Source organism: Stenotrophomonas sp. LMG 10879 (assembly GCF_002750935.1).
GTDB lineage: Bacteria > Pseudomonadota > Gammaproteobacteria > Xanthomonadales > Xanthomonadaceae > Stenotrophomonas > Stenotrophomonas lactitubi_B.
This window is the reverse complement of sequence record NZ_PEJT01000006.1, coordinates 127,524-153,529: the sequence shown is the minus strand read 5'-3', so window position 1 is coordinate 153,529 and position 26,006 is coordinate 127,524. Positions and strand designations below refer to the sequence as shown.

Annotated in this window: 28 protein-coding genes, 5 tRNA genes and 1 riboswitch; of the genes, 9 read left to right on the top strand and 24 right to left on the bottom strand. The window is 65.4% G+C overall.

Annotated elements, in window-relative coordinates:
• Positions 1–149: 149 nt before the first annotated feature.
• Positions 150–359, bottom strand: a complete 210-nt coding sequence (locus tag CR919_RS11095) for a hypothetical protein (protein ID WP_099820068.1) — start codon at positions 357–359, stop codon at positions 150–152.
• A gap of 78 nt (positions 360–437) precedes the next feature.
• Here CR919_RS11095 and CR919_RS11090 point away from each other — a divergent pair, with 78 nt between their 5' ends.
• Both CR919_RS11090 and crcB read left to right on the top strand, forming a co-directional pair.
• Positions 438–878: a helix-turn-helix domain-containing protein gene (locus CR919_RS11090; protein ID WP_223880016.1), complete on the top strand. Its 441-nt coding sequence runs from the start codon at positions 438–440 to the stop codon at positions 876–878.
• A gap of 22 nt (positions 879–900) precedes the next feature.
• Positions 901–964, top strand: a riboswitch (Fluoride riboswitch).
• Between the two features lie 81 nt (positions 965–1,045).
• Positions 1,046–1,438, top strand: a complete 393-nt coding sequence (crcB, locus tag CR919_RS11085) for a fluoride efflux transporter CrcB (protein WP_099820067.1) — start codon at positions 1,046–1,048, stop codon at positions 1,436–1,438.
• A gap of 3 nt (positions 1,439–1,441) precedes the next feature.
• Here crcB and CR919_RS11080 read toward each other — a convergent pair whose 3' ends face one another.
• A complete protein-coding gene (locus CR919_RS11080) occupies positions 1,442–2,275 on the bottom strand; it encodes an AraC family transcriptional regulator (protein ID WP_099820066.1) in 834 nt (277 codons plus the stop codon).
• Here CR919_RS11080 and CR919_RS11075 point away from each other — a divergent pair.
• Complete coding sequence (locus tag CR919_RS11075) at positions 2,274–2,906, top strand: DUF6265 family protein (protein ID WP_243380087.1); 633 nt, start codon at positions 2,274–2,276, stop codon at positions 2,904–2,906. The two genes, CR919_RS11080 and CR919_RS11075, sit on opposite strands and share 2 nt — an antisense overlap.
• A gap of 122 nt (positions 2,907–3,028) precedes the next feature.
• Here CR919_RS11075 and CR919_RS11070 read toward each other — a convergent pair whose 3' ends face one another.
• Entirely contained in the window at positions 3,029–3,298 is a 270-nt protein-coding gene (locus CR919_RS11070; RefSeq protein WP_089240177.1) for a hypothetical protein, read from the bottom strand.
• Positions 3,299–3,431: 133 nt separating this feature from the next.
• Positions 3,432–4,136, bottom strand: coding sequence for a winged helix-turn-helix domain-containing protein (locus CR919_RS11065; RefSeq protein WP_099820064.1), 705 nt, complete (start codon positions 4,134–4,136; stop codon positions 3,432–3,434).
• A 177-nt stretch (positions 4,137–4,313) separates the two neighbouring features.
• Between CR919_RS11065 and CR919_RS11060 the strand changes: the two genes are divergently transcribed.
• A complete protein-coding gene (locus CR919_RS11060) occupies positions 4,314–4,883 on the top strand; it encodes a flavin reductase (protein ID WP_099820209.1) in 570 nt (189 codons plus the stop codon).
• A 46-nt stretch (positions 4,884–4,929) separates the two neighbouring features.
• Here CR919_RS11060 and CR919_RS11055 read toward each other — a convergent pair whose 3' ends face one another.
• From CR919_RS11055 to CR919_RS11040, 4 genes are all read right to left on the bottom strand, one after another.
• The gene (locus tag CR919_RS11055; protein ID WP_133119607.1) at positions 4,930–5,499 is read right to left on the bottom strand and encodes a DUF998 domain-containing protein; all 570 of its coding nucleotides are present in this window, start codon (positions 5,497–5,499) and stop codon (positions 4,930–4,932) included.
• A gap of 129 nt (positions 5,500–5,628) precedes the next feature.
• Positions 5,629–5,702, bottom strand: a tRNA-Cys gene (locus tag CR919_RS11050).
• A 66-nt stretch (positions 5,703–5,768) separates the two neighbouring features.
• Positions 5,769–5,844, bottom strand: a tRNA-Gly gene (locus tag CR919_RS11045).
• 154 nt (positions 5,845–5,998) lie between these two features.
• Positions 5,999–6,074, bottom strand: a tRNA-Gly gene (locus CR919_RS11040).
• A gap of 74 nt (positions 6,075–6,148) precedes the next feature.
• Between CR919_RS11040 and CR919_RS11035 the strand changes: the two genes are divergently transcribed.
• The 3 genes from CR919_RS11035 to CR919_RS11025 all read left to right on the top strand — a co-directional run bounded on the left by CR919_RS11035 (position 6,149) and on the right by CR919_RS11025 (position 9,490).
• Positions 6,149–6,607: a hypothetical protein gene (locus CR919_RS11035; protein ID WP_133119606.1), complete on the top strand. Its 459-nt coding sequence runs from the start codon at positions 6,149–6,151 to the stop codon at positions 6,605–6,607.
• Between the two features lie 177 nt (positions 6,608–6,784).
• Positions 6,785–9,046, top strand: coding sequence for a T6SS immunity protein Tdi1 domain-containing protein (locus CR919_RS11030; protein WP_099820061.1), 2,262 nt, complete (start codon positions 6,785–6,787; stop codon positions 9,044–9,046).
• Positions 9,047–9,490 carry a hypothetical protein gene (locus CR919_RS11025; protein WP_099820060.1) on the top strand — a complete coding sequence of 148 codons (444 nt, stop codon included), beginning with the start codon at positions 9,047–9,049 and terminating at the stop codon, positions 9,488–9,490.
• Positions 9,491–9,500: 10 nt separating this feature from the next.
• On the opposite strand, the gene CR919_RS11020 is transcribed toward CR919_RS11025, so the two are convergent.
• From CR919_RS11020 to CR919_RS11005, 4 genes are read right to left on the bottom strand one after another with little or no spacing between them, the layout of a single operon-like run.
• Positions 9,501–10,412, bottom strand: coding sequence for an HlyD family efflux transporter periplasmic adaptor subunit (locus CR919_RS11020; protein WP_099820059.1), 912 nt, complete (start codon positions 10,410–10,412; stop codon positions 9,501–9,503).
• The gene (locus tag CR919_RS11015; protein ID WP_099820058.1) at positions 10,409–11,137 is read right to left on the bottom strand and encodes an ABC transporter ATP-binding protein; all 729 of its coding nucleotides are present in this window, start codon (positions 11,135–11,137) and stop codon (positions 10,409–10,411) included. The genes CR919_RS11020 and CR919_RS11015 overlap by 4 nt, the downstream gene beginning before the upstream one ends.
• A 10-nt stretch (positions 11,138–11,147) precedes the next feature.
• Positions 11,148–12,287 carry an ABC transporter permease gene (locus CR919_RS11010; RefSeq protein ID WP_099820057.1) on the bottom strand — a complete coding sequence of 380 codons (1,140 nt, stop codon included), beginning with the start codon at positions 12,285–12,287 and terminating at the stop codon, positions 11,148–11,150.
• Positions 12,284–13,780, bottom strand: coding sequence for an efflux transporter outer membrane subunit (locus tag CR919_RS11005; RefSeq protein WP_099820056.1), 1,497 nt, complete (start codon positions 13,778–13,780; stop codon positions 12,284–12,286). Before CR919_RS11005 ends, CR919_RS11010 begins: the two co-directional genes overlap by 4 nt.
• A 161-nt stretch (positions 13,781–13,941) precedes the next feature.
• Here CR919_RS11005 and CR919_RS11000 point away from each other — a divergent pair, with 161 nt between their 5' ends.
• Positions 13,942–14,289 (top strand): hypothetical protein, encoded by a 348-nt coding sequence (locus CR919_RS11000; protein WP_243380084.1) that lies wholly within the window; start codon positions 13,942–13,944, stop codon positions 14,287–14,289.
• 67 nt (positions 14,290–14,356) lie between these two features.
• Here the strand turns inward: CR919_RS11000 and CR919_RS10995 are convergent.
• Positions 14,357–14,432: transfer RNA gene (locus CR919_RS10995), tRNA-Gly, on the bottom strand.
• A gap of 105 nt (positions 14,433–14,537) precedes the next feature.
• On the bottom strand, positions 14,538–15,644 hold the full coding sequence (locus CR919_RS10990; RefSeq protein ID WP_099820055.1) for an NAD(P)/FAD-dependent oxidoreductase: 1,107 nt from the start codon (positions 15,642–15,644) through the stop codon (positions 14,538–14,540).
• A 374-nt stretch (positions 15,645–16,018) separates the two neighbouring features.
• Between CR919_RS10990 and CR919_RS10985 the strand changes: the two genes are divergently transcribed.
• On the top strand, positions 16,019–16,468 hold the full coding sequence (locus tag CR919_RS10985; protein WP_099820054.1) for a hypothetical protein: 450 nt from the start codon (positions 16,019–16,021) through the stop codon (positions 16,466–16,468).
• 149 nt (positions 16,469–16,617) lie between these two features.
• On the opposite strand, the gene CR919_RS10980 is transcribed toward CR919_RS10985, so the two are convergent.
• The 10 genes from CR919_RS10980 to CR919_RS10935 all read right to left on the bottom strand — a co-directional run bounded on the left by CR919_RS10980 (position 16,618) and on the right by CR919_RS10935 (position 26,003).
• A tRNA-Gly gene (locus tag CR919_RS10980) sits at positions 16,618–16,693 on the bottom strand.
• Positions 16,694–16,922: 229 nt separating this feature from the next.
• On the bottom strand, positions 16,923–17,549 hold the full coding sequence (gene pgsA, locus CR919_RS10975) for a CDP-diacylglycerol--glycerol-3-phosphate 3-phosphatidyltransferase (RefSeq protein ID WP_099820053.1): 627 nt from the start codon (positions 17,547–17,549) through the stop codon (positions 16,923–16,925).
• Between the two features lie 17 nt (positions 17,550–17,566).
• Positions 17,567–19,411: an excinuclease ABC subunit UvrC gene (gene uvrC / locus CR919_RS10970; protein ID WP_099820052.1), complete on the bottom strand. Its 1,845-nt coding sequence runs from the start codon at positions 19,409–19,411 to the stop codon at positions 17,567–17,569.
• Positions 19,408–20,820 (bottom strand): hypothetical protein, encoded by a 1,413-nt coding sequence (locus CR919_RS10965; protein WP_099820051.1) that lies wholly within the window; start codon positions 20,818–20,820, stop codon positions 19,408–19,410. The genes uvrC and CR919_RS10965 overlap by 4 nt, the downstream gene beginning before the upstream one ends.
• Entirely contained in the window at positions 20,817–21,305 is a 489-nt protein-coding gene (locus CR919_RS10960; protein ID WP_099820050.1) for a low molecular weight protein-tyrosine-phosphatase, read from the bottom strand. Before CR919_RS10960 ends, CR919_RS10965 begins: the two co-directional genes overlap by 4 nt.
• Positions 21,302–22,075 (bottom strand): 3-deoxy-manno-octulosonate cytidylyltransferase, encoded by a 774-nt coding sequence (kdsB, locus tag CR919_RS10955; RefSeq protein WP_099820207.1) that lies wholly within the window; start codon positions 22,073–22,075, stop codon positions 21,302–21,304. The genes CR919_RS10960 and kdsB overlap by 4 nt, the downstream gene beginning before the upstream one ends.
• 75 nt (positions 22,076–22,150) lie before the next feature.
• On the bottom strand, positions 22,151–23,170 hold the full coding sequence (lpxK, locus tag CR919_RS10950) for a tetraacyldisaccharide 4'-kinase (protein WP_099820049.1): 1,020 nt from the start codon (positions 23,168–23,170) through the stop codon (positions 22,151–22,153).
• Positions 23,170–24,918: a lipid A export permease/ATP-binding protein MsbA gene (msbA, locus tag CR919_RS10945; RefSeq protein ID WP_099820048.1), complete on the bottom strand. Its 1,749-nt coding sequence runs from the start codon at positions 24,916–24,918 to the stop codon at positions 23,170–23,172. Before msbA ends, lpxK begins: the two co-directional genes overlap by 1 nt.
• Positions 24,915–25,337 (bottom strand): biopolymer transporter ExbD, encoded by a 423-nt coding sequence (locus CR919_RS10940; protein WP_025875217.1) that lies wholly within the window; start codon positions 25,335–25,337, stop codon positions 24,915–24,917. Before CR919_RS10940 ends, msbA begins: the two co-directional genes overlap by 4 nt.
• 3 nt (positions 25,338–25,340) lie before the next feature.
• A complete protein-coding gene (locus CR919_RS10935) occupies positions 25,341–26,003 on the bottom strand; it encodes a MotA/TolQ/ExbB proton channel family protein (RefSeq protein WP_025875219.1) in 663 nt (220 codons plus the stop codon).
• Positions 26,004–26,006 lie beyond the last annotated feature (3 nt).

Here is a 26,006-nt window from a genome sequence, read left to right as displayed (position 1 = left end):
GCCGATGTCGACACCGCCCGCCAGCGAAGCCGGGTACCCATCACAGATCAGGCCGTCGCTGCGAGCGTGGCGATCGATTCTGCCTATCTTGCTAAGCATGCTTAGCACATTGATCTTAGCGGTCTGTCTGCGACAGGCCTAGACGCATCTCATGCCGTTTCATCGCTTGGCCCCTGATCCATCGGGAACAACGCAGGGTAACGCTGTTGCAGGATGTAGCGCCTCAGCGGCGGGATGGGAAAGCCTCTGGGCCATTGCGAGACAGCGGATCTGCTGATTCCAAAGAGCTTGGCGAGCTCTGCGTCGGTGGAAAAGCCCAGCCGCATGCGGACCTGCCGCTTGCTCCAGAATTCGTCCATTTTCGATCCCTTTCATCATCAAACTTATTCTTGCGCCAAGGCCTCTTTCGATTCCACGCGTTAAGCTGGCTTGCATAGATGAATACTCTTGGACAACGACTCGCGGTCGCCATGAAGGACGCCGGGCATGCACGCCCGGCCGACCTGGCGCGTGCCGCCGAAACGACGACGGCAACGGTCAGCAACTGGCTCAACGACCACGTCAAAGCCAACCACGTGAAAGCCGAACAGCTGTTCCGCATCGCCGATGCGGTGAAGCTGGACCCGCGCGAGCTGCTGTTCGGCCCGCTGGGACGGGGCGTCGGCGAACGCGGCACGGCCTACATGCACATGCCCAGCGAAGCCCATCTGGATGTCTGGCAAGCGGCCTATGAGCTGGTCGCCCACATCCTTGCCGAGCGAGGCCTGGAAGTCGGCTACCGCCGCGAGGCCACGCTGGGGCTGATGGCCCATGACCTGCTGATGGAGGGCGTCAGCCGCGGCAAGGTCGCACGCGTGGTGATGACGGCCCTGCCCTGACCCATCGCGGGCTGGTAGCATGGCCGTCGATGGGGATGGGGCTCCCCCGATAACCGCCTGAGATGGCTGATGGCTCCTGCTGCGACGAACCCGGCGTTCGTCGATGGCAGGTATTGCCCGCCATTGCGTACGCCGTCGAACCTGCGAACACGCACGCGAGGCAAGCAATGCAGACATTGAACAACTATGTGCTGGTATTCCTGGGCGGCGGTGTCGGCGCCTGCCTGCGCCACGCCTGCAACCTGATCGGCACCCGCGTCGCCGTCGGCAGTTCGTGGCCCTGGTCGACCTTTCTGGTCAACATCAGCGGCGCCTTGCTGATGGGTGTAGTGGTGGAGGCATTTGCCCTGCGCAACGGCGCCTCGCCACAACTGCGCCTGCTGCTGGCCACCGGCATTCTTGGCGGCTACACCACCTTCTCCACCTTCTCGCTGGAAACCGGCCTGCTGCTGCAGCGGGGCCAGCATGGGCTGGCCGCTCTCTACGCGGGGGGCTCGGTCGCCCTTGGCCTGGCCGGGCTGTTCGCCGGCATGAAGCTGACCCGGCTCGCGCTGGGGTGACACTCAGCTCGCGGCAACGCGCGCCTGCCCGCGCCACTGCCGTGGCGATTGCCCGGTGTGCGCCTTGAACGCGCGCGACAACGCCGCCTCGCTGCCATAGCCGACCTCGTCGGCGATCCGTTTCAACGGTCGCCCCTGGCGCAGCGCCTGCTGCGCCAGGCCTACCCGCCACCCCTGCAGGTAATGCCCGGGGGTGGTTCCCATGGCCTCGCGGAAACTGGCGGCGAACACGCTGCGCGACATGCCAGCAACGTCGGCCAGATCTTCCAGTGTCCACGCCTGCGCCGGTGCCTCATGCATCGCCACCAGCGCCAACCGCAGCCGCGGATGGCCAAGCCCGGCGAACAGGCCGCCGCGCATCTCGCCGCCCTCCATCAACTGCCGCAGCACCTGGATCATCACCACCTCGAACAGGCGGTTGACCATCACCGTGCGACCGCAGCGCTGCTCGAATGCCTCTTCGAACAGCAGCTCCAGCGCGGCATGGCCACCGTACAGTTCGGCCAACGGCAGGCAGATGAAGTCGGGCAGCGCCGCACTGATCGGGTTGAGCCTGCCGCCCTCGAAGTGGAGGTTGGCACAGGCCATGTCGGCGCCGAGCTGGGGATCGGTGTGGAAGCGATGCGGCAGCGGGCGCGGATACAGCAGCAGGCTGGGAACGTCGACCTGCATCGTCTGCGCCCCATGACTGACCTGCAACGGACCGCGCCGCACCAGATGCAACTGGCCGGCCTCGCCCTCTCCTTCGAGGCTGTTGATGCCACACAGCGCGCCGGCATGGAACACCGAGGCGGTGACCGCGAAGCGTTCGAGCAGGATGGCGAGACGATCGGCCATGGCGGGACTCCAGGTCAAACGAAGGGAGGCAGATACGCCAGATCGTATCGGATTCGACCTTGCTGCGCGCGGCACTGGCCGGCGTGCGGGAGCGACGCTATACAAGCGACACCTCCTGCCTATCGAGGCTGCAATGTCGCTCCGTCCCGCCTTGAGCCTGCTGCCGCTGCTATGCGTAGCGGCAAGCACATATGCTGCCGAGCTGCCGCAGCCGATCGAGCACCTGGCCTGGTTGGCCGGTTGCTGGCAGATTGACGGGCGGCCCGCTGGCGCCGGCGAACAGTGGTCCAGCCTGGCCGGCGGAACGATGTTGGGCAGCAGCCGCAGCCTGCGTGATGGGCGTACCGTCGGATTTGAATTCATGCAGCTGCGGCAGCATGACGATGGTCGTCTGGTGTTCACCGCCCTGCCCTCGGGCCGTGATGCAACCGACTTCACCACCACGCACATTGATGGCAACGAAGCCGTATTTGAAAACCGCCGCAATGATTTCCCGCAGCGGATCCGCTATCGCCGCGTCGATAGCCAGCGCCTGCACGCACGCATTTCGATCGCGCGGGACAACCCTGCCCAAGCGACGGATTTCCCGATGCATCGCATCCCCTGCGGTGCGACGGCGTCCAGGAAATGACACCACTACGCCATCACCGCGCGTGCCGCCTGCGGTTGGCGAGGGCCATTGTGGCTTTACCGATTCACAGGTAGTCGAGGCGCTCAAGGCAGCAGCGGTTGCCCGCTGAATGCCCAACCGGATCAGTGACCCAGCGTACCCATGGTGAAGGTATAGCCGGAGCGCATGAGGAAGTCGCGCATGCGCAGCTCTGCGCGGCGGGGCGACGGAAGATCCGGCGGACCGTACAGCGCATAGACCACGCCTGCGCCCTCGATGCGCTCGCGGCGCACGTCGCAATGACGGCTCTCCGAGGCGAGGACCCAGCCGTCCTTCAGTTGATCGGGGCCGATGGACTGCCCGTTCTTCAGCCGGAATGTAAGCCAGCGCACATCTGCGGTGGATCTGCTCATTGCCCGCCAGCTGCATCATGCATGCAGCCCCTCATGTCCTTGCCTGCCATTGCTGCTCCCGAAGACCAGAACTCGACCATACCCCGTCGCCATGTCGTGGCCGGCTGAGACTGACAGGGGCGCGTGGCGGGTCTCAGGCGCCCACGTCGAACAAGCTGCGGAACGCCGCCTGCCCGGCTGGCGTGATCCGCAGTTCGCGCCGCCCCTCGAGGCGGTGCAGCCAGCGGTTCAGCAGGAAACTCTGCAGCATGGCTTCGCCGACCATGCCGGCCATGTGCGGACGACGCTCGGTACAGTCCAGGCAGCCGCGGCAGTAGCGCTCGGGCCTCACCCGCGGTGATCGCGCGATCAGCTCTGCCAGCGGCTCGCCCACGGCGCGCAGGACGTCGGCGCCATGAGCCGTCAGCTGCCAGTGGTCTGCTGATGCGGTGATCGCCCCGGTACCCAGCAGATGGTCAGAGATGGCGACGGCGTATTCACCTGCCAGGTGCTGATAGCAGCTGCGTGCCCGACGGAAGCCGGCATCGACCCGGACGGCTCGCGGAGAGCGCTGTGGCAGTTGATCGCTGAAACGCAGGATGCCTTCCAGCATGTCGGCGACTTCGGTCGAGGCCAGACGGTGATAACGGTGACGTCCCTGCACAGCTACGGCCAGGATGCCGCCATCGAGCAACCGCCGTAGATGACTGCTTGCCGTCTGTGGCGAGATGCCGGCCACGCCAGCCAGCTCGGATGCCGTGTGTGCGCGGCCATCCATCAACGTCGACAGCATGGCCGCGCGTGCGTGGTCACCGACCAAGGTGCCGACATTGATGAAAGAGCGGGAGGTCTGGACCATGACCACAGTGTGGCATGCCGCCTGCTACTCATTGTTCGACCTGGATCGAAGCGTCCGCGCCCTTGCACAGGGCACAGTGATCGCCCGCAACCCACGAGTTCAAGCATGCCACCGGAAGAGATCCGACGTCGTTGCATCACCCCCTCCGTGCTCTATCCGGGAACGCCGGTGGTGCTGATGACCACGCTGAATGAAGACGGCAGTGCGAACATCAGCCCGCTTTCTTCATTCTGGGCGTTGGGCGACCGCGTGGTGCTCGGCATCGGCGAACAGGGCCAGGGTTGCAGCAATCTTCTGGCACGCGGCGAATGCGTGCTGAACTTCGCAGATGCCACGCAGGCGGCGCAGGTTGAAGCCATTGCCCGCGCCACCGCGCGCACTCCCGTGCCGGATTCGAAGCGTGATATGGGCTACGTGCATGTGCGTGACAAGTTCGCACTGGGCGGCTTCAGCCGCGTCGACTCGGTGCTGGTGGCACCGCCGGCGATCGCCGAATGCCCGCTGCAGGTGGAGGTGGTACTGCTTGCCTCACATCGGCCCAGCGGAACGCAGGATCAGGGCTTCATGATCGTCGAAGGACGGATCTGCCAAGTGCATGCACACGAGGCGATCACCGTTGCAGGTACCCAGCACATCGACGTGCAGCGCTGGGCACCGTTGATCTACCTGTTCCGCCACTATGTGGGCACGACGACGCCGGTGTCGCGCAACTTCCGCGCCGACGATCCGGCGCCAGCGGCGGCTTGAACATCTGGCCGCAGACTGCCAGCGCTTGCTGCAGGAAGCGCTTGGCTCAACCGCGGAATCGACGCGGCTCCAGCGCCGCGAGGGTGTACCAGCCGAACGCCGGCAGCAGCGCAAGGCGCTGGGTGAGGCCGCGATAGGGCTCCGGGTCGAAGCCGGACATCATCAGCCACAGATAGGCCATGCCCAGCAGCGAGCTGGCGCGCGAGAACCATGCCATCCGCGTTGACGCCTGCGGGCCCAGCTCTGCCAGGAACAGCAGCGGGGTGAGGATCGAGAAGATGCCGATGGCATGGAGGCCATGCATCGGGCTGCCGATGGTGAAGAGGCCGTTGCTGAGCATGGCCGCCCCGAACAGCGCGGAGGTGAGCGCAGTGAGCGCGAAACGGCGACTCTGCGCCAGCAACGCGAGGCTGAAGAGGAGGATGGCCGAGCCACTGACCATCGGGCCGACCTGCACCGCCTTGGCTGGCAGCCCCGGCATCAGGCCCATCTCGCTGAGGTGCTGCGAGACCGGGTGGTAGCCGGGCACGGTGAATGCAAAAGCGATCAGCGCCAGCATTGTGCCGAGGGGAACATACACGGCCTGCTGGATCGCCAGGTTTCGCACTGCGGTCACCACTGCTGAAGAGGAGTGCGGCGACGTTAGCAGCCGGCCCCGCCGGGTCGCATGTGCATTTTGGTACAGCCTTCCGACGCCGGACTGCGCGCAAAGAAAAAGCCCTGACCGTAGTCAGGGCTTTTAAATTGGAGGCCTCAAGCGGAATCGAACCGCTGTAAACGGATTTGCAATCCGGTGCATAGCCACTCTGCCATGAGGCCAACGTACTGCGATCAGGAACGACGCCCCTGACATGACAAAACCCCGCGATGGGGCCTGTCGGAACATGGAGCGGGAAACGAGACTCGAACTCGCGACCTCAACCTTGGCAAGGTTGCGCTCTACCAACTGAGCTATTCCCGCATAAGCCGTCATGATACCGGAAGCCCGGGTCACACACCAGCCATTTCACAACTGTTTTCACTTTTCTGACTGCGCGCAAAGCCTTGTGGCTCAACGTGCCCCGCCTTGCCGTGGCGGGAGAAAAACAAGGCCCCAACCGGGGCCCTGTGCAATCTGGAGCGGGAAACGAGACTCGAACTCGCGACCTCAACCTTGGCAAGGTTGCGCTCTACCAACTGAGCTATTCCCGCAGATTCTCCGACCTGCGTCGAAGGAGCGCTATTGTGTCGAAATTCCTTCACGCCGTCAACAGCCCGCCTACCCGATGAACCCGCCCACGAGACCTCGCTACGCTCGCCTGTTCTGGATCCTTGTCGCCCTCACCTGGTTGGCGGTGATCGCCGCATTGGTCAATGCCGGCTTCACGCCGGACTACTGGATGTTGCGGCACTTCGAAGGCGGAACCCTGCCCTACCCGACCAGCAGCGTTGTCGTGTTCGCGCTGTTGAGTACGGTCGAGCTGGTGATCGCTGCGCTGATCGTGCGCCCCTGGAAGTTCGGTCGCTTGTGGTTGCGACTGTTGATCGCCTGCGTGTTGCTGCTGGCGTGGACCTTCCCGTGGCTGGCATCGATGATGCACCAGCCACCGGTACAGGGAATGCACCTGCTGTGGCTGCTGCTTCTGGACGTGGGATTGCTGATGGCGCTGTGCGTGGTGTCGCTGGTCAGTGCGTGGCGAGCGTACGGGAGGCCAACAGCCAGCAAGCACGGAGGTTCGCGCTGAGTTGATGAGCGAAACGCTCCGATCGAGAAGGCGAACCGGTCATGGCAGTTTTTTCAGAATAGTTGCATGGCCCTATGGCGAATGAATAACGGACAGTATGCGACCCGAGCATCTGGCGTCGGCCATGTTCCTGTTGACCATGCCGCGCCCTGATCTCTTTCCGATCCAGGACCGTCCATGCAGCAGTCGAACAACCATGTCGCATCGATCTTACTCAACTGCGCGGAGATCGAAGCGCTTGATGAGGTACTGCCGACCACTCTCCGGAGCTTGCTGATCCGGCGTGGGCGATCCATCTTCAGAAATGGACGAATCCAGCTATGCCATCCCCAGGATCTCGCGATGGTGATGGACCAGATCCTCGCGCATGACGTTGATCTTGCTCCTTCCGACACGCATGCCTATGCGTACTCCGCGTTCGGTACCATCTACTTCGTCCATGGGCTGCACGGCGCAGGTCAGATCGACCTCTTGAACGGTACGATCCTTTGCAAACAGTTGACTGAGGGGCCATCCTCATCATGCGATACCGGACAAGGCGCGACCTCTCCGTTCCGACTCCCCGACGACATGCTGGACCTCATCAGCCATGACGGCCAGCCATTGTTCGACGCTGCCACTCTGAAGCATGGGCCCTTGGGCGTCGGGCAGTGCTTTGGTTTCTTTCCTGCACTGGGAATGGGCGGCATTGCGCACCTTGACTCTCTGCAGGCGGTGAACGCGCCGGTTCATTTTTCAATACTTGCCCAACTCGCCGACTTCCAACTCGTCCGCGAAGACCCGAATGGGGAACTCTCCCCGGTAACACGACGATCATCGGTACCGACTCCGCATCAGATCGCCACGCGGCTTTCTCCGGAATGCCCATTCCAGATTGTTCGCTACGCGGACATTGCTGATGAAATACCTGAGGACTCGAATTACCGCTGCGGGCGGCAACCTGCCGAGAAGCAGGATGAAGTGGTCCTCTTCGCCGATGGCGACCTGATACTCGACACGTTGGACCTGGACGACCCGCTGGCTCCATGGCGGAATGAAAACATTGGCGAGCATGTATGGTTCATCTTCGTTCGCGGCAACATGACGATAGCCCGACACGTTCATAGCCTGGAGACCGACGGCGCATGTGGACTGATTGTCTCGGGTGACCTGACGACCACCAATGCCATCGTCGGCGGACAGGAAATCCGAGTCGGCAGAAATCTCCGTGTCCATGAATTGTTCTGGGGCGACTACAACCACGGACGCCTGCATGTTGTAGGAAGTACCGAGGCCGCGCTATTCATCCAAACCGATTATTCCGTGGAGCTTGATGGCCCGATTCAGTTCCTGCGCAGGATCGACGATGTCGAAGCCATGGATGGCGATGAACTGGCGCAGCTCATCGAGGCGGACTGTCTGTTCAGAGAGGATCCTCATCCAGACAGTCGTTGGTCGCTGAGTGCGGAAGCGATACTCGAAAGGCTGGAATCAGGGAAAGGCGTCATCCGGAGGGAGGGCCTGTCAGTGGCAGATCCCCTGCTGTGCACACTCAACTTGTTCGGTGATGCCAATGTCAGCCCAGAGAACTTCCTGAGAGTGTGTGGCGAAGACATGCTGCCGATGGACACTCGTGACTATCAGTTCATTCGCAGCGGCATTTCACTTTACGTGCAGGCGGACACCGGGCATCCGGAAGCTGCTGCCTACATCGTGCAGATGGAGGATCTGCCACAGAGAATTGGCGCCCGCTTCGTAATGGAGCGCGTTGAGACCGACGTCGGAGTGATTGATCGCCTCATGGGCCGCCGACCTCGGGAGACCTGGGGCCTCTGGAAATACGTCTGCAACGATACGAGTCAGAACAAGGCGGAATGGAGGCAAGTCGAAGCGAATGAAATCCAACCATCCCATGTTGCGCTGATCCTCGAGGGCTGGCGATTCCTCCAGGAAGGAACGTCCAGTCGCCATTGGACAACGCAGATCATTTCGCCGGAGGAAATCCGCAATCTTCTCGCGCTGGCGATCTGCCGACCCTACGATGACTACGACGATGAGGATCGGTGCGGGTTCTGGGTCGGCCGCTGTCATGCTGCGTTTCGCCAGCAGAAGACTGCTCCAGTCATTGAAGAGCCGATACTTCGCCTGTCCCAGGAAATGCATCAGCCCAACGGGTCCCGCGTTTTCGAAAGCTATTACTACGACATTGAGACGTGCATGGACGGCAAGGAACGCGTCCGTATCCGCCACAAGGCCGACCAGGACGCGGATGAGGCGCCGGCCCAGATCGATCCTGTTGGCGGGCCTGGCTTGGCCGCCGCTTTGCGACTGTTCAAGCTAGGCGCTCGGGAAATGCGTCGCACCAACGCTACCCTGCTCGACGGTGAAGCGCCCTGCTTTGCGGATGAAGATGCCTTCGCGATGGACTATTGGACGCAACAGGGTTACCTGACCAGATAGATGAAGCCCTCTCTCCGCCAGCCCGCCCCGTACCGAACCTTCTGGCTGCTCGCATTTCTTGTGTGGCTGCTGCTCTTCTGCACGCTCATCCACGCCGGTTTCCAGCCAGACCACTGGCGGCTGCGTCACATCGAGTCCGGCACTCTGCCCTACCCCACAGCGTCAGTCATCACGTTCGCTCTGATCGTCCTTGTGGAGATCGCAGTGTTTGGGCTGATCGCAAAGCCATGGCGGTTCCACCGCCTGTGGCTGCGGATGCTGATCGGCGTCTTTCCGTGGTTGGGATGGACCGCTCTGTGGGGCATGGCCGCCATGCATCAATCCCCCGTGCGCGACGTGCACCTCAACTGGCTGCTGGCCGTTGCCGCCATTCACCTGCTGGCGCTGCTCGTGATTGTCCCGGCCTCGGTCTGGCCGCGCCTGCGAAGCTGGCTCAGCGGCTGAGCCGGCAGCCCTACTTCCGGAACTCCACCCGCACGTGCTGGCCGACGCGCGCCTTTGCCGCGCTCTCGAATTCCAGCACGCACTCCACCACCTTGGCCACGCCCCGCCCTGCGTCTTCGGGCAGCCGCGCCGGCGCGAACACCGGGCTGATGCGGACCACGCGTGCCACCGGCAGCGGCTTGCCCTCGGTGCCATCGCTATCGATCACCACCGTCGCGCGCATGCCCACCTGCACTGCATCGACATAGGCCGCGCTCAGTTCGGCGCGCACCTGCAGGGGCCGCGCCGGCAGCAATGACATCGCCGGCTTGCCGGCCTGCACGAACGCACCCACGCCCGGCACCTGGCCGATCACGGTGCCGGCATCCGGCGCAGTCAGCGACATCTGCCGCAGCTTGAGCCTGGCGTGCTCCAGTTTGTGCTGGGCCATCTCGACCTGCGCGCCCGCCACATCGACATCAGCGCGAACGCCAGCCAGCTGCTGCCTGGCCGCGTCGGCCTGCTGGTTGGAAGACACGCCCTCGCTGGCGCCAGTGGCCAAGCGGGTAGCGTTGCGCTCCAACTCGCGCAGTTGCGCCTGAGTGCCCTTCAGCCGGTCGGTAGCCAGCGCGAGATCGGCGTTGGCCATGCCCACTTCCTGTTCAAGCAGCGCGCCGTCCAAGGTGAGCAGGACATCACCCTTGCGGACCGCCGCCCCTTCCTTCACCGGCGCGGTGCTGACCGAACCATCCATCGCTGGAACCAGTGCAATCAGCCCGCCTTCCACATCGATGATGCCGCGGGCGACGGCTACCTTGTCCGCCGTAGCGGGCGTGGTCGCCGCCGGCCGCACGGGCGCAGGTGCGTCCCTGCTGCAGGCGCCCAGCAGCAATGCCGCGCCCAAGGAGATGCTGAGGGAAAACAACGGCGGCAATCTGGTCATCGGCTGGGCTCTACGGTTTCGTTCTGGCGGCGGTCATCGCGGACCGTGCCGTCTTCCATGGCGATCACGCGGTCCGCATGGCGGATCAGGCGTGGATCGTGGCTTACGCACAGCACCGTGGCCTGATGTGCGCGTGCATAACGGTGCAGGATGTCGATCACGCGCTGGCCGTTCTCGGCATCCAATGCGCTGGTGGGCTCATCGGCGAAGATCAGCGTGGGTGACTTGGCGAACGCACGGGCAACCGCTACGCGCTGCTTCTCACCGCCAGACAACTGCGCCGGGCGCATGTGGCTGCGGTGCGAGAGGCCGACCTCGTCCAGCGCCTGCCGTGCCAAAGGCTCGCTGTCACGGTTGCGCATGCCGCGATAGCCCAACGGCAGCTGCACCTGCTCCAACGCGGTCAGCGCCGGAAACAGGTTGAAGCCCTGGAACACGAAACCGACGTGATGCAGGCGGAAGCGCTCCACCTCGCTTCGCGTCATGTGGCTGACGTCCTGTCCCAGCGCATGCACGCGGCCACCATCCGGTGTCGACAGGCCGGACATCAGCGACAGCAGCGTGCTCTTGCCGCAGCCGGAGGGACCCGACACCAGGGTCAGTTCGCCGGGATAGATGTCCAGTGACAGGCCACGCAGCACGGGAACGTGCACATCGCCGGACACGAAGCCCTTTTCCAGTGCGTCGGCACGCAGCGTCGGGGAAGTGATGGAGGTGTTCGTCATCGGTCGCCCTTCAACGCAACAGCAACGATGGGTCGGAGCGGACGACGCTGCGCACCGCCATGATGCTCGACAGCATGGCCATCACCGCGACCAGCGCCACGCAGCCGAGGACCACCATCGGCGTGAGCTGTACCGGCACGCGCTGGGTCTGCGCCGCCAGCAGCACCACCGTGCTGAAGGCGGCGGCCAGCAGCATGCCGACGCCGCCGATCAGCACGGCCTGTTCGAACACCACCCGGGCCAGCGCATAGCGGCCTGCGCCGAGCGCATTGAGGGTGGCGTACTCGCGGACGGACCCGGCCACCACCGCGGCAAACGATTGGTTGGTGATCACCGCACCGACGAAGCAGACGATGACCGCCATGAACAGCACCGCGATACCGGCACCGGTGTCGAACAGCCAGTACTGCTGCGAGCGGCTGGCGAACTCCGGTGCTGTCCAGAATTCGACAGTCGTGGCGCGGCCTGTCGAAGCACTGAGGCGATCGCGCACGCGACCGGCCAGCTCCGGTGATCGCGTGCCCGCCACGAAATAGGTACTGCCTTCATGCGGGTCGGTTCCGGCGATGGCACGCGCGGTATCCAGTGATGCCAGCACGTTGACGCCACCTAGACCACGCAGGCCGGGTTGTGCGGCGACCACACGCACCGCCTTGCCGTTGATCCACGCCCGGTTGCTGCGCAGATCAACGCCCAGCGTGTCCAGGTCGGCGCTGTCGACGATCACCGCGCCGGGCTCACGCAACTGCGCACGCAACTCAGGCGGCAGGATGCGCGAGAACATCATCGCGTCATTCGCCGTGGAGATGCCGGACAGATACACCGACACGTTGCCGGTGCCCTGCGCGCTGGAGCGCCACTCGCCATCGACCCATTCGTAGGGCTCGACGCGGGTGACATCCGGGTCCATGCGCAGCCGGCTCTCGACATCCGCGCTGATCGCATGGCCGTAGTTCACGCTCTGCGTGCCGGCAAAGCCAGCCCAGACATCGGCGGTCGATGCCTTCACGTAGATCGCAGCGGTGCCGAAGATGCCCAGCACCAGTGCTGCCTGCACGATCAGCAGGACACCGGCGAAACACATGGCCAGCACCACCGGCAGGAATCGACGCCACTCGTAAACCAGCGTCTTGCGGGCAAGCGCGATCATTGCGCGTCGCCTTCAGGCTCGACCGGCAAGGGTGCGCCGCCCACTGCCCGGTAGAGCGATGCGAAGGCGAGCACGCGAGCGCCCTGCGCGCCGATCAGATCGGCGTGCGCGGACAACGCCGCACGCTGGCTTTCCAGCCCGTCGAACTCACTGGAGAGGCCAAGCTGCACCTGCCGGGCCTGTCGCGCGACCTGCTGCCGGGCAGCGTCGTCGGCCACCTGCAGCGACTGGATGCTGCTGTCCTGGCGGGCCAGGCTGCCCAATGCGCCTTCCACTTCAGCCACGCCTTGCAGCACGGCCTTGCGATAGCCCAGCAATGCCGAATCCAGTTGCTTGTCGTCGGACTGGTAGCGCGCGCGCCGCTGGCCCCAATCCCACAGCGGAATGTCGATGTAGGGACCGATCGACGGGCTGGAATCGGAGTTGGAGCGTGCGTTCTGGGTGAGGTTGTAGGCGTACAGGATGGAACCGCCCAGGCTCAGTTTCGGGAACATCGCCGCGCGTGCGCTGCCCTTTTCGGCGGTGGCCTGCAGTACATCGGCCTCGGCCAGCAGGATCTGCGGGCGATGGCGTAGCAGATCGGCCGGGACCTGCTGCAGGGTGAAGGCGCTCAACTGCGGCGGCGTGCGGTAGGCATTCCAGGCCGGATCCGGCCCATCGCGCCCCAACAGCAGCGCCAGCGCACGCGCGGCGTTGCCTGCATTTTCATCCGCCTGTGCAATGGCAGCGCGTGTGGCCGCCTGCCGCGCACGCAGGCGATCCAGTTCGCCAGGCTCGTCCAGATGCAGGCGCTGCCGCACCAGCCCCAGTTGCTCGCCGCGTGCGTCAACGGCCTGTTGCTTGCGCAACAGATCCGCCTGCGCCTGCGCGACGGAAAGATCCAGATAGCTGCGCACCACGTCAGCGATGACCGCCACCTGCGCGGCATCGCGCAGTGCTTCAGCATTTTCGTTGGCCGCCTGCGCGCTCAGCCGGGCACTTTCCGCTGCGCCAAACAGGCCAAGATCCCAGATCGCTTCCACACCGGCGTGGAAGTAGGTGTCGACCGCGGCGGCGTCCTGTACCTGCTTGGCACTGGCCGTTATCTCCGGACGGAAGCGCGCATCGGCGGTGCCAGACACAAGCCGTACCGCCTGCAGCCGCAGGGTGGCCTGCTGCAGGTCCAGATTGCCGGCGATGGCCTCTTCCACCAGTGCGTTCAAGCGCGCATCGGCCAACACCTTCCACCACTGCCGCGCATCGACCGCCACGCCCTGCCCAGGGGCCGGTTGATTCCAGACCGTTGGAGTGCGATCGGGCAGATCCGGAACCGGCACCGACATACAGCCTGCCAGCATCACGCTGACCAGCAGCACCCCGCTACCCAGCACGATGCGCGGCACGGCGACATGCCTTTGAGCGGACACTGCAGGGGAAGTGAAACGATTGGCCACCCGCCCACCTTCGTGGAGAGAGAAGCCGGGGAGGCTACGCCGCGATTGTGGAGTGGACATGGAGAATCAGTCGGAGCTGCGTTACAGCGCGTATGCGGTGCCTGCATTGCGAACCCTCGGCCTTTCCCCAGCCTTTCATGAGCGCCGCCAAGCTGAACGCTGGACTGTTCGCGGGCGCTGCGGCACATTGGCCTGAACGCTCCCACCGGCAGGCAATACGCTTGAAATCCAGCTCCCGCCGCGCGCTCGGCATCTTCATGGCCGTGCTTACCGTGGGCGCGATGGCGATCTGCCTGGCCACGCCGCTGGCATCGAACGCGGCCATGCTGCTGATGGACCGCAGCAACTTCATTCCCGCGCAGTCGTCGATCTTTTCTTTCGAGCCCTACGTGATCAACAACGGCTCGTCGAACTACTGGCTGTATGGCCAGGACCGGACCTACTACTACCACTTCACCTACCAGGTCGACGCGCCTTACCTGTACATCCCGCGCAAGAACGCCTGCGTCGGCTTCGACCGTGCGGACGTGCGTACCTGGTGCAGCGCTAACCGGGGCATTCCGCGCTAGCAGGCTGCACCTGCAGCGCGGCGCGCAAACGAAAAACGCCCCCTTGCGGGAGCGTTCTTCTTGAATCTGGAGCGGGAAACGAGACTCGAACTCGCGACCTCAACCTTGGCAAGGTTGCGCTCTACCAACTGAGCTATTCCCGCAGATTCCGTTCGACCTGCGTCGAAGGAGCGCTATTGTGTCGATATTGCTGCACGGCGTCAACAGGATTCTGCAGCCCTTTTACCGGCCAGCGTTCAGCTTCCGGATCACGCCCGAACGCCCCGTCGGTGGAAGTAGATCTGTTCGGCCAGCCGGCGCACCGGGCCGGTGCGCAGCAGGGCGTCGACCGGCCAGTCCCGCTGCAGGTGGTCCATGGCCCAGCGCAGCACGCGCTTGCGGTGAAAAGTGGGCGCCGCCTGCCGTGCCACCTGCTCGGCGGCGGGTCCCTTCCCACGCCGGTGCAGGCCGATGGCATCGCCGACCGCCCAGCCGTGCCGCCATGACGAGTGGATGCCGCCGGCCGACAGCGGCGAAACGACACCCGCCGCATCACCGGTAAGGATCACGCCGGGCGCGGTGATCGGGCCATCCGGAAACCCGCACGGCACCAGCCCCGCGCGGGTGCCGGCAGCCTCGGCCGCGCGCGGAAGACCCACCACGTCGCGCACATGTTCAAGGAAACCCTCGATATCCGGCGGGCGGGCATGGGCGGGATCGTGGCGCAGGGCCAGCCCCACCTGCACACCGGTGGGATTCTGCGCGGCCCAGCCGATGTAGCCGGGTGCGAAGCGGCGGCTGACAAAGCAGTGCAAGGCGTCGCCTTCCGGCAGCTGCACGCCGGCAAACTCGCGCTCGACGCCGTACAGGTTGTCGCGCACCTGGCCCAGGCCGGTGCGCAGCGCGACGCGTGAACGCGCGCCGTCAGCGCCGACCAGATAGCCGGTGCGCCCCACCCCTTCAACCTGCCATGCGTCGCCGTCGCGGCAGGCCCCGGTGAACGACTGCTGCAGCCGCAGGTCCACGCCACTGGCACGCAGCTCGCTGGCCAGCCAGCGCATCAGGTTCGGTGTATCGGTGGTGAGGAAGTAGTAGCCCGGTGCGGCCAACAACACGTTGCGCAGGTTCGGTGCGTACAGGCGCACGCGCGCCACGCGCTGCACCAGCTGCTCGGGCATGCGACCAAGCCAGGTCTGTTCCATCGCTTCCTTCACCACGATGCCGGTGGTATGCAGGCGCTCGCCGGGGTCGGCCTTGCGTTCGAGCACGCAGACGCGAAGGCCGTACTGGGCGGCGGCGAGTGCACAGGCAGCACCTGCAAAACTGGCGCCGACGATGATCACGTCGTAGTCGTTGGCGGTGGGAGTGTGAGGCATCGCGGCATCACCACTTGAGAAGGGAGATGCAGCATCGAGCTTCCGCGTGGTGAGGCGATGGAGTGGCGGTGAAGTGGAAATGAAGCGCTCGCTCACCCGATCGGCTTCATTTCGGAATACTTGTATGGACTGCCCCCGGACGACGATCAATAGTTCTTGGTCCAGTGCCATCACCAATGCAGTAGCGACAATCGCCAACCGCTCCGACACCCTGCGTCGGGATCACGTTGAGAACGGCGCCCCGCAGTTGAGCATGTACAAGAGCGCGAGTCTCGGCATTCGTTGGCAGTGGACTAATCAATCCGAGCAACAGTCGCTCTCAATGAACACCACAACACGGCCAGGCTCCCAGACCACCACATTCGAGAATCGATATGGATCACTTCGCCCACCTTGGCTACCACTACGGCGAGCGAGAAATTGAGTCGTTGCTGAAAGAGCTTGGCATCGTCGACGTTCCCGCCTTGGAGCGGCATTGGACTGATGCTTACTTGTCCAACGCATCACTCGGCGTCGAACTGACCTTTTCAGATTCTGAGTCCTTGGCTTCTCCTAGCCGCGACTATCCGGCTGGCGCGCTCGTGCTATCCAATTTCCGCTACTACGGACGGGAAATTGGCGACTTCTCCGTTTACCGAGGTGCCCTGCCCCACGGACTCACTTTCGGCCAAGGCAGGAACGACGTCGTGTCAATGTTTGGTGAACCGGAATGGAAGAATCCAGAAAGCAACCGCATGCGATGGATATCCGGCAGCTCCAGAATACATGTGACATTCGACAAGAGCGGAAAGCTGGCGATTGTCTCCGGAGGGTTGCCTATCTAAAAGCACAACTCTGCGCACCGTTCTGTTGGCACTCAAGTCATGATGCCTGCCGACATCGAGCCATTCCCAGACCACACCGTCGAGATCGCCCTACCTCGCGAAAGCTCATAACGAAAAACGCCCCCTTGCGGGAGCGTTCTTCTTGAATCTGGAGCGGGAAACGAGACTCGAACTCGCGACCTCAACCTTGGCAAGGTTGCGCTCTACCAACTGAGCTATTCCCGCTTGGGAGGCGAAATTCTACCTGTTCTGGAAATGGCGTCAAGCGCTTTTTTCGGGGTCAGCGAGGCGCCTTGGACCGCGTATCCACGCATGGCGTGGATCTACTCCAACACCCCCACAAAACGGTAGATCTGCGCGTGGATGGACGCTTCAGTAGATCCACGCCATGCGTGGATGCGGGCGGCTATGGGGTCAGAGCCCTTTCCTGCGGAAAGGGATCCGACCCCGGTGCTCAGTTACCCAGCTTCTTCTGCCGCGCACGCTCGCGCGCAGCGCGCTCGTCGTCACGCAGGCTGGGCCAGGCGGCGTGCAGGTACTGCAGGCCCGACCACAGGGTCAGCACGGCGGCGATGGCCAGGGTCCAGTCGCCGATATGGAACACCGGCGGGCCCATCCAGATGTCGTTGACCGGCACGTTGGGCGCCACCGAGTACAGCAGGCACAGCAGCGCGACCATCTGCGCGGTGGTCTTGACCTTGCCGATCATCGCCACGCGTACCTTGGCACGCTGGCCGAGTTCGGCCATCCACTCGCGCAGTGCCGACACCGCGATCTCGCGGCCGACGATCACCGCCGCCCAGAACGCCATCCACGGTGTCGGATGACCCTGCACGATCAGGAACAACGCCACCGCCACCATCAGTTTGTCCGCGACCGGGTCGAGGAAGGCGCCGAACGCCGATTCCAGGCCGTAGCGACGCGCGATCCAGCCATCAAGCCAGTCGGTGATCGCGGCCAGGCCGAAGATCGCCGCCGATGCGAAGTTGGTCCAGGTGTAGGGCAGGTAGAACACCAGCACCAGCACCGGGATCATCACGATCCGCAACAGGGTCAGCCAGGTGGGCAGGGTCAACGTCATGCTGCTTTATTCTCTCTCTACTCGGCCGGATCAGGCGCGGCCAACCCGTGCAGGTTAGCGTAGATGCGCGCTGCGAGGGCGTCATTGATGCCTTCCACCTTGGCGATTTCCGCTTCTCCGGCCGCCTTCAGGCCAACCAGGCCGCCGAAATGCTTCAGCAGGCTGGCGCGCCGGCGCGGCCCGATGCCGGGAATATCTTCCAGTTTGCTGGTCATCCGCGCCTTCTGCCGGCGTCCGCGATGGCCGGTGATGGCAAAGCGGTGCGCTTCATCGCGCACCTGCTGGATGAACTGCAGGGCGGGATCGGCCGCACCCGGGCGCAGTTCGCGGCCATCGGGCATCACCAGGGCTTCGTGGCCGGCACGGCGTTCCACGCCCTTGGCCACACCCACCAGCAGCACGCCTTCCACGCCCAGATCGGCCAGCGCCGCCTGTGCCTGTGCCAGCTGGCCGGCGCCACCGTCGATCAGCAGCACGTCAGGCAGCACGCCCTGCTCTTCCACCGCGCGGCGGAAGCGGCGGTCGATGGCCTGGCGCATCGCCGCGTAATCATCGCCCGGCTCGATGCCACTGATGTTGAAACGGCGGTACTGCGCGCGCACCGGGCCGGCAGCATCGAACACCACGCACGAGGCCACGGTGGCTTCGCCCATGGTGTGGCTGATGTCGAAGCACTCCACCCGCTTCACCGGCTCGGCCAGCCCCAGCATCACCCGCAGCGCCTCGCTGCGCGCGTGCTGCGCGGTGCGGCTGTTGATCTCGGTCGCCAGGGTCAACTGCGCGTTGCGGCTGGCGAGTTCCAGGTAGCCGGCGCGCTCGCCACGGACGTTCCACTTCAGCTGCACCTTGCGCTCGGCCGAGGCCGACAGCGCCGAACCGATCAGATCGGCATCGGGAATTTCGCGGTCGAGCAGGATCTCGCGCGGTGGCTCGAATTCGATGTAGTATTGCGAGACAAAGGCCGCCAGCACTTCGTCCGCGCTTTCCTCGCCGTTGGTGCGGGGAAAGAACGGTCGCGTGCCCAGGTTGCGGCCGTCACGGAAGGCCAGCAGCATCACGCAGGCCTGCGAGCCCTGCATGGCCACCGCCAGCACGTCCAGGTCGGCCGCGCGGCCGTCCACGTACTGGCGGGTCTGCATGCTGCGCAACGAGGTGATCAGATCGCGCAGGCGCGCGGCCTGCTCGAATTCCAGCGCCTCGCTGGCGGCCTGCATCTGCTGACCCAGCTCGCGGGTCAGCTCATCGCTCTTGCCTTCCAGGAACATCGCCGCGCGGCGCACCGACTCGGCGTAGTCCCCCGCTGGCACCAGCTCCACGCACGGCGCGCTGCAGCGCCCGATCTGATACTGCAGGCAGGGCCGCGAGCGGTTGCGGAACACGCTGTCTTCGCAGCTGCGCAGCTTGAACAGCTTGTGCATCAGGTTCAGCGTTTCGCGCACCGCGGTGACGCCGGGATACGGCCCGAAATAGCGTCCAGGAATGGCGCGCGGGCCACGATGCAGGGCGATGCGCGGCCAGTCCTCGCGGGTCAGCAGCACATGCGGATAGGTCTTGTCGTCGCGCAGGGACACGTTGTAGCGCGGCGACAGTGATTTGATCAGCTGGTTTTCCAGCAGCAGCGCTTCGGCTTCCGAGCGCGTCACGGTCACGTCCATGCGCACGATCTGCGAGAGCATCGACATGATGCGCGCGTTCTTCGGACTGCCGTTGAAGTAACTGCCCACGCGGTTGCGCAGCGCACGGGCCTTGCCGACGTACAACAGCGTGTCGTCGGCCGCATACATCCGGTACACGCCCGGGGCGGTACTCAGCTGGGCCGCGAATGCCTTGCCATCGAAGGACGGGACGGGAACAACGGTCATTCGCTGATCGGCACTTCGCTGAGTACGCCGCTGTCAGGGTCCAGACGCAGTACGGTGTGGGAATCTGTCTCGGCGATCCATACGGCACCGGCACCGACGGCCAGGCCGGCCGGGCCGTGCAGGCGCCGCGGCAACGGCTGGGTGGCCAGTTCGCCGCCGCCCAGGCGCAGCGTGCGCAGGCGGCCATTGCCGGTATCGGCGATCCACAGCAACGGCGCATCCGGGCTCAGCGCGATCGCCTGCGGGAACTGCAGGCTGGCCTGCGCGCGCGGGCCATCGTCTTCGCCAAAGCGCCATGTGCCCTGCCCGACCAGGGTCTGCACCAGATCGCCGCGCAGCTGCAGCGAACGGATCGATGAACCCAGGGCGTCGGCGACGTACAGCACCTGCTGGACCACGGCCACGGCGGTGGGCTGGGCAAACGCGGCCAGGTGGCCACTGCCGTCGCGCTCGTCGATGGCGCCGCTGCCGGCGCGCCACTGCAGGCTGCGCTGGCCGAGGTGGTAGCTCCAGATGCGGTTGTCGCCGGCCATGGCGATGTGCAGCTGGTTTTCGGCGATGGCCAGGCCGACCGGATGATCCAGCGACACCTGTCGTGGCTGCGCCACCGGCCCTTCCTCGGGAGCGCCCGGACGACCGTTGCCGCACAGCGTGTCGACCAGGCCGGTCAGCAGGTTGATGCGGCGCACGGCGTGGTTGCCGGTGTCGGCCACGTACAGCGACTCGCGCTCCAGCGCCAGCGCCTGCGGCCGGTGGAAAGCAGCTTCGGCGAGGTTGCCGTCCATGAAGTCGGCGGTGCCCAGGCCGAACTGGCGCAGCACGCGGCCGCCGTGACTGCATTCCAGGATGCGGTGATGGCCGCTGTCGGCGATGTACAGCCGTTCCTGGTTCACTGCCAGACCCATGGGGAATCGCAGCGACTGGCGCGGCTCGGGGTGCAGTTCGCTACCGCCACGCGAAGGGGCCGACGGCGCACCCTCGCACAGGGCATTCAGGGCCCGCTCCAGCTCGCCGGGCACGCCTTGGCCGATCAAGCGCTGCTGTTCGCGACCCTGCGCATCCAGCAACACCATGGTCGGCCACGCGGTGACGCCGAAGCGGCGCCAGCCATCCCAATCGGCATCGAGCAGCACCGGCATGGTCAAGCCCTGGCGGCGCAGCAGCTTCAATGCAGCCGTGGCATCACGCTCGAAATCGAAACGCGGTACCTGCAGCACCAGGGGTTGCAGCTTACCGGGGTGGCGTGACAGCCACTGGCTGAACTCGGCCAGCCGTTGCGCGCTCCACGCGGAAGCCGCGTTGACGAACAACAGCGCGACCGGCCGGCCACGCAGTTCGGTCAGGGTGCAGGGCGCGGCGTTGAGCCAGGCGGCGAACTCGGGCAGGTCCGGGACGGGCTGGATGTTCATGGCCCGATTATGCCGGAGTCGGCGTGATGCAACAGGCGTGCCACGGTACGTTCGGCAGCAGCGTCGACCAGCGACCAGACCTGTTCGAAATGATCGCTGCCACCGGTATAGGGATCGGGAATCGCGCGTTCGCCCTGCCCGCCCGACCACGGCAGGTACAGCGCCAGGCGCTCGCGCTGGTCGGCGGTGGCAAGGCGCGCGGCATCACGCAGATTGGCCTCGTCGGCGCACAGTATCCAGTCGAAGGTGTCGAAGTCCTGCGGCCGCAGCTGCCGCGCGCGCAGGCTGCCCAGGTCCACGCCATGCCCGGCCGCGCACGCAATGGCTCGCCGGTCGGGTGGCTGGCCCACATGCCAGTCGCCGGTACCGGCCGAGTCGACCTGCACCCGTCCCGCCAGCGCCGAGGCATCCAGGCGGGCGCGCAGCGCGCCTTCGGCCATCGGCGAGCGGCAGATGTTGCCGAGGCAGACGACCAGCAGCTTCATCGCGCGGCCATCGCCTGCAGCAGCGTTTCGGCGCGCTGCAGGTCTTCAGGGGTGTCGATGCCCGGCGGGAAAGGTTCGGGCGAGATCGCCACGGTGATCGGATAGCCCGCTTCCAGCACGCGCAGCTGCTCCAGCGATTCCACCTGTTCCAACGTGCCCGGGGGCATCGAGGCGAACTGCTGCAGGAAGCCGGCACGGTAGCCATAGATGCCGATGTGGCGCAGCCACTGGTGGTCCTCGGGCAAGATCTCGCGACTGCGGGCGAAGCCGTCGCGATGCCAGGCGATCGGCGCACGGCTGAAGTACATGGCCTCGTTGCGCACGTTGCGCACCAGCTTGACCACGTTGGGGTCAAACAGCGTGTGTGCATCCTCGACCGGCGTGGCCAGGGTCGACATCGGCGCGCTGCCTTCCACCAGTGCCGCGGCGACGGCGCGGATGCCGGCAGCCGGTGCGAACGGTTCATCGCCCTGCAGGTTGACCACCACGGTGTCATCCGCCCAGCCAGCGATGCGCGCGCATTCGGCCAGTCGATCGGTGCCGGAGGCATGCGACGCCGCGGTCATCGCCACCTTCACTTCCTCCAGGCCGGACAAGGCGTCGGCAATGCGCTGGTCGTCAGTGGCGACCCAGACCTCACCCGCGCCGGCCTGCAGCGCGCGGCGGGCCACATGCAGCACCATGGGCTCTCCGCCCAGCAGGCGCAGCGGCTTGCCCGGCAGCCGCGAAGCGGCATAGCGGGCCGGGATGGCAACAACGAAGTCGGTCATGCGGGCGGTACTCGGCAGGCGCGATACAGCAGGAATGCGGCCGGCGGCGTGCATTTGCAAGCGCCGCACGGCCCCTCAGTTCGGTCGCAGCTTGTCCAGGCGATCGGTCAGCGCGATCCAGAATGCAGCGGGCAGCTCGGCGCGCAGCGGCACGGCGTACTGCCAGTCGTTGGCGAACGCACGGCACTTCACGGCATCCTTTTCGGTCATCAGCACCGGCAACTGGCTGCCAAAGGACAGATCCTGCGGCTGGTAGGCGTGATGGTCGGCGAAGGCGTGCGGCACCACGCCGATCGCACGCGCGCGCAGCATGTCGAAGAAGCGTTGCGGATGGGCGATGCCGGCCACGGCATGCACGCGTTGGCCCGCGAAGTACGAGAGCGGACGCGCCCGTCCACCGGCCAGTGGTTGTGCACTGTCGATGTGCAGGGCCATCGGCCATTGGCCGAAGCCGCAGGCCTGGGCAGCCGTCGCTGCATCCGCCTGGCCCAGGTTGACCACACGGAAATCGCATTCGGCGGCGCGGCTGACCGGCTCGCGCAGCGGGCCGGCGGGGATCATCCGGCCATTGCCATAGCGACGCTGGGCATCGACCACCTCGATCTCGATGTCGCGCGCCAGCCGGTAGTGCTGCAGGCCGTCATCGCAGACGATCACGTCGCAGCCGGCGGCGATCAACGCCTTGCCCGCTGCCACGCGATCACTGTCCACGCGTACCGGCACGCCGGTTTTCCAGGCGATCAGCACCGGCTCGTCGCCACCGAGGGCGGTCGGTGTATCGGCTTCCACCCAACGTGCCTTGTCCGCTTGCTCCCGGCCGTAGCCGCGGCTGGCGACGCCGGGCTTCCAGCCCGCTGCGCGCAGGCGCTCGACCAGGGCGATGGTCAGCGGCGTCTTGCCGGTGCCGCCAGCGGTGATGTTGCCGACCACGATGACCGGCACCGCCAGCGCATGGCGCTTGCGCCAGCCACGGCGGTACAGGCGCCGGCGCAGCGCGGTGACGCCCGCGTACAGCGGTGCCAGCAATCGCATCGGCCACGGCACCGGGCTGCCGTCATACCAGTACGGCGGGGTCTGGGTACCTTTGCCCGCCATCAGTCCTGCCTTTCGCGGAACTGCATGTTGTGCAGGTGCTGGTACAGGCCACCCATCGACAGCAGTTCCTGGTGGGTGCCGCGCTCAACGATGCGGCCATGGTCCATCACCAGCACCTGGTCGGCATGCTCGATGGTCGACAGGCGGTGCGCGATCACCAGCGTGGTGCGCTCGGGCATCAGGCGCTGCAGCGCGTCCTGCACCAGGCGCTCGGATTCGTTGTCCAGCGCCGCGGTGGCCTCGTCCAGGATCAGGATCGGCGCATCGCGCAGGATCGCGCGGGCGATCGCCAGGCGCTGGCGCTGGCCGCCGGACAGCAGCGCGCCATTCTCCCCCACCGGCGTCTGCAGCTGCTGCGGCATGCGTGCGATGAACTCCCAGGCATTGGCCGCTTCGGCCGCCGCGCGGATCTGCTCGTCGGTTGCATCCATGCCGTAGGCGATGTTGGCCGCGATGGTGTCGTCGAACAGCATGACCTTCTGGCCGACGATGGCCACCTGCCTGCGCAGATCGGCCAACGGGTAGTCATCCAGGGCAACGCCGTCGAGCAGGATGCGGCCGCCGTTGGGTTCGTAGAAGCGCGGCACCAGCCGGATCAGGCTGGTCTTGCCGCTGCCGGAACGACCGACGATGGCGGTGACCGTACCCGGCCTGGCAACGAAGCTGATGTCGTCCAGGGCGATGCCACTGTCTTCGCGGTAACGCAGCATGACGTGTTCGAAGGCCAGTTCGCCGCGAACGCGCTGCACCGTGTGCTTGCCCTCGTCGCGCTCGACCGGCATGTCGATGATGCCGAACAGGCGCTCGGCAGCGGCCACGCCGCGCGAGATCGAGGTCTGCACGCTGGTCAGCCGGCGCAGCGACGGAATGATGGCCATCATCGAGGTCATCAGGCCCATGAACTGGCCCGCATTGAGCTTGCCGGCCAGCGCTTCGCGGGTGGACACCCATACGATCACCGCCAGCGCCAGCGCCGCCAGGAACTGGACCACGCTGGAGGCCGCCGCGCGGGTCACTTCCACCTTCATGTTCAGCGCCAGCATGCGGTTGGCCAGGCGCGAGTAGCGCGAGATCTCGTGCTGCTGGGTGCCGTGCACCTTCACTTCCTGCTGCGCGGCCAGCGACTGCTCGGCGGTCTGCGCCATGGTGCCCATGCCGTCCTGGATGCCGCGGCTGATGCGCCGGTAGCGCTTGCCCACGTAGGAGACGATCACGCCGATCAGCGGCACCACCACCAGCATCGCCAAGGTCACTTTGACGCTCATCTGCAGCATCACCGCCAGCATGGCGATGATGGTCAGGGTGTCGGCCACCACGGTCTTGAGCGCATCGGCGCTGGCCTGGGTGACCTGTTCGGTATCGAAGTTCAGGCGGCTGACCATCACCGGCGTCGCTTCGGCGTCGAAGTGCGAGGACGGCAGGTGCAGGTACTTCTGCAGCACCTGTTCGCGCAGGTCGCGGACCACGCTGCGGCCGGTCTTGGCCAGCGTGTAGTCGCTGACCCAGGTGGCCACGCTGCGCATCAGGAACAGGCCAAGGATGGTCAGCGGCAGGATCACCGCCATGCGCGGCTCAGGGTTGACGAAGCCGCGGTTGACCAGCGGTTCCATCAGCTTGGTGAAGTGATAGCCGGCCAGGGCTTCGACCACCATCGCGATGACCGCGCCGATCATGAACACCCAGTAGGTGCGGGTATAGCCCAGCAGACGTTTGTAGATCGGCCACACTGGCGCGTGATGGGAACTCATGGACGCACCTCTGGCGCTGTTGCAATGGCGATACGACGGAAGCCGAGCTGGCCCAGCGCATCCTGCGCGGTGACCACGGCCTGGTAGGGAGTGCGCGCGTCGGCACGCAGCAGCACGGTCTGTTCACGGTCGCTGCCGGCGACGGCGGCGATCGTCTGCTTGACCGATTCGACGTCGCTGCGCAGCACTTCCTGATCGTTGACGAAGTAGCGGCCGTCCGCGTTGATCAACACGCTGAGCGAGCGCGGCGGCTCGTTGGTCTGCTGCTGGCTGGCGGTCGGCAGCTGCACCTGCAGGGTCGAACGCGCATCGAAGGTGGTGGTGACCACGAAGAAAATGATCAGCACCAGGATGACGTCGATCAGCGGCACCAGGTCGATATGCGGTTCATCCTGGGACCGGTCGTTGCCGATACGCATCGATCAGGCCTTTGCCGTGGCGGCGGAGGACGCGCGCGCGGCGGGAGCTGGGGTCATCACCCCGGGTCGACCATCCAGCGTATCCAGCAATGCACTGGCTTCCTGCTCCATCTCCACCACGTAGCCGTGGATGCGGCCCTTGAAGAAGCGGTGGAACATCAGCGCCGGGATCGCCACGATCATCCCGGTGGCGGTGCACACCAGCGCCTTGCCGATACCGCCGGCAAGCTGGTTCACATCCCCCACGCCGTGGTCGAGGATGCCCAGGAACATCTGGATCATGCCGACCACGGTGCCGAGCAGGCCCAGCAGCGGGCCGGCCGAGGCGATGGTGCCCAGCGCGTTGAGGAAACGCTCCATGCGGTGCACCAGGTGGCGACCGGTGTCTTCGATGCGCTCGCGGATCTGGTCGCGCGGGCGGTTGCGCGCTTCCAGTGCGGCGGCCAGCAGGGCGCCCAGCGGTGAGTTGGCACGCAGGGTCTGCAGGTGCGCCGGGTCGAGCTTGCCGCGCGCGGCCCAGTTGCGCACTTCCTGGCCCAGGCCAGGTGGCAGCACCTCGTTACGCCGCAGGGACCAGAAACGCTCCAGGACGATTGCCAAAGCCAGTACGCCCAACAGCAGCAGCGGCACCATCGGCCAGCCACCGGCCTTGACCAGTTCCCACACGTT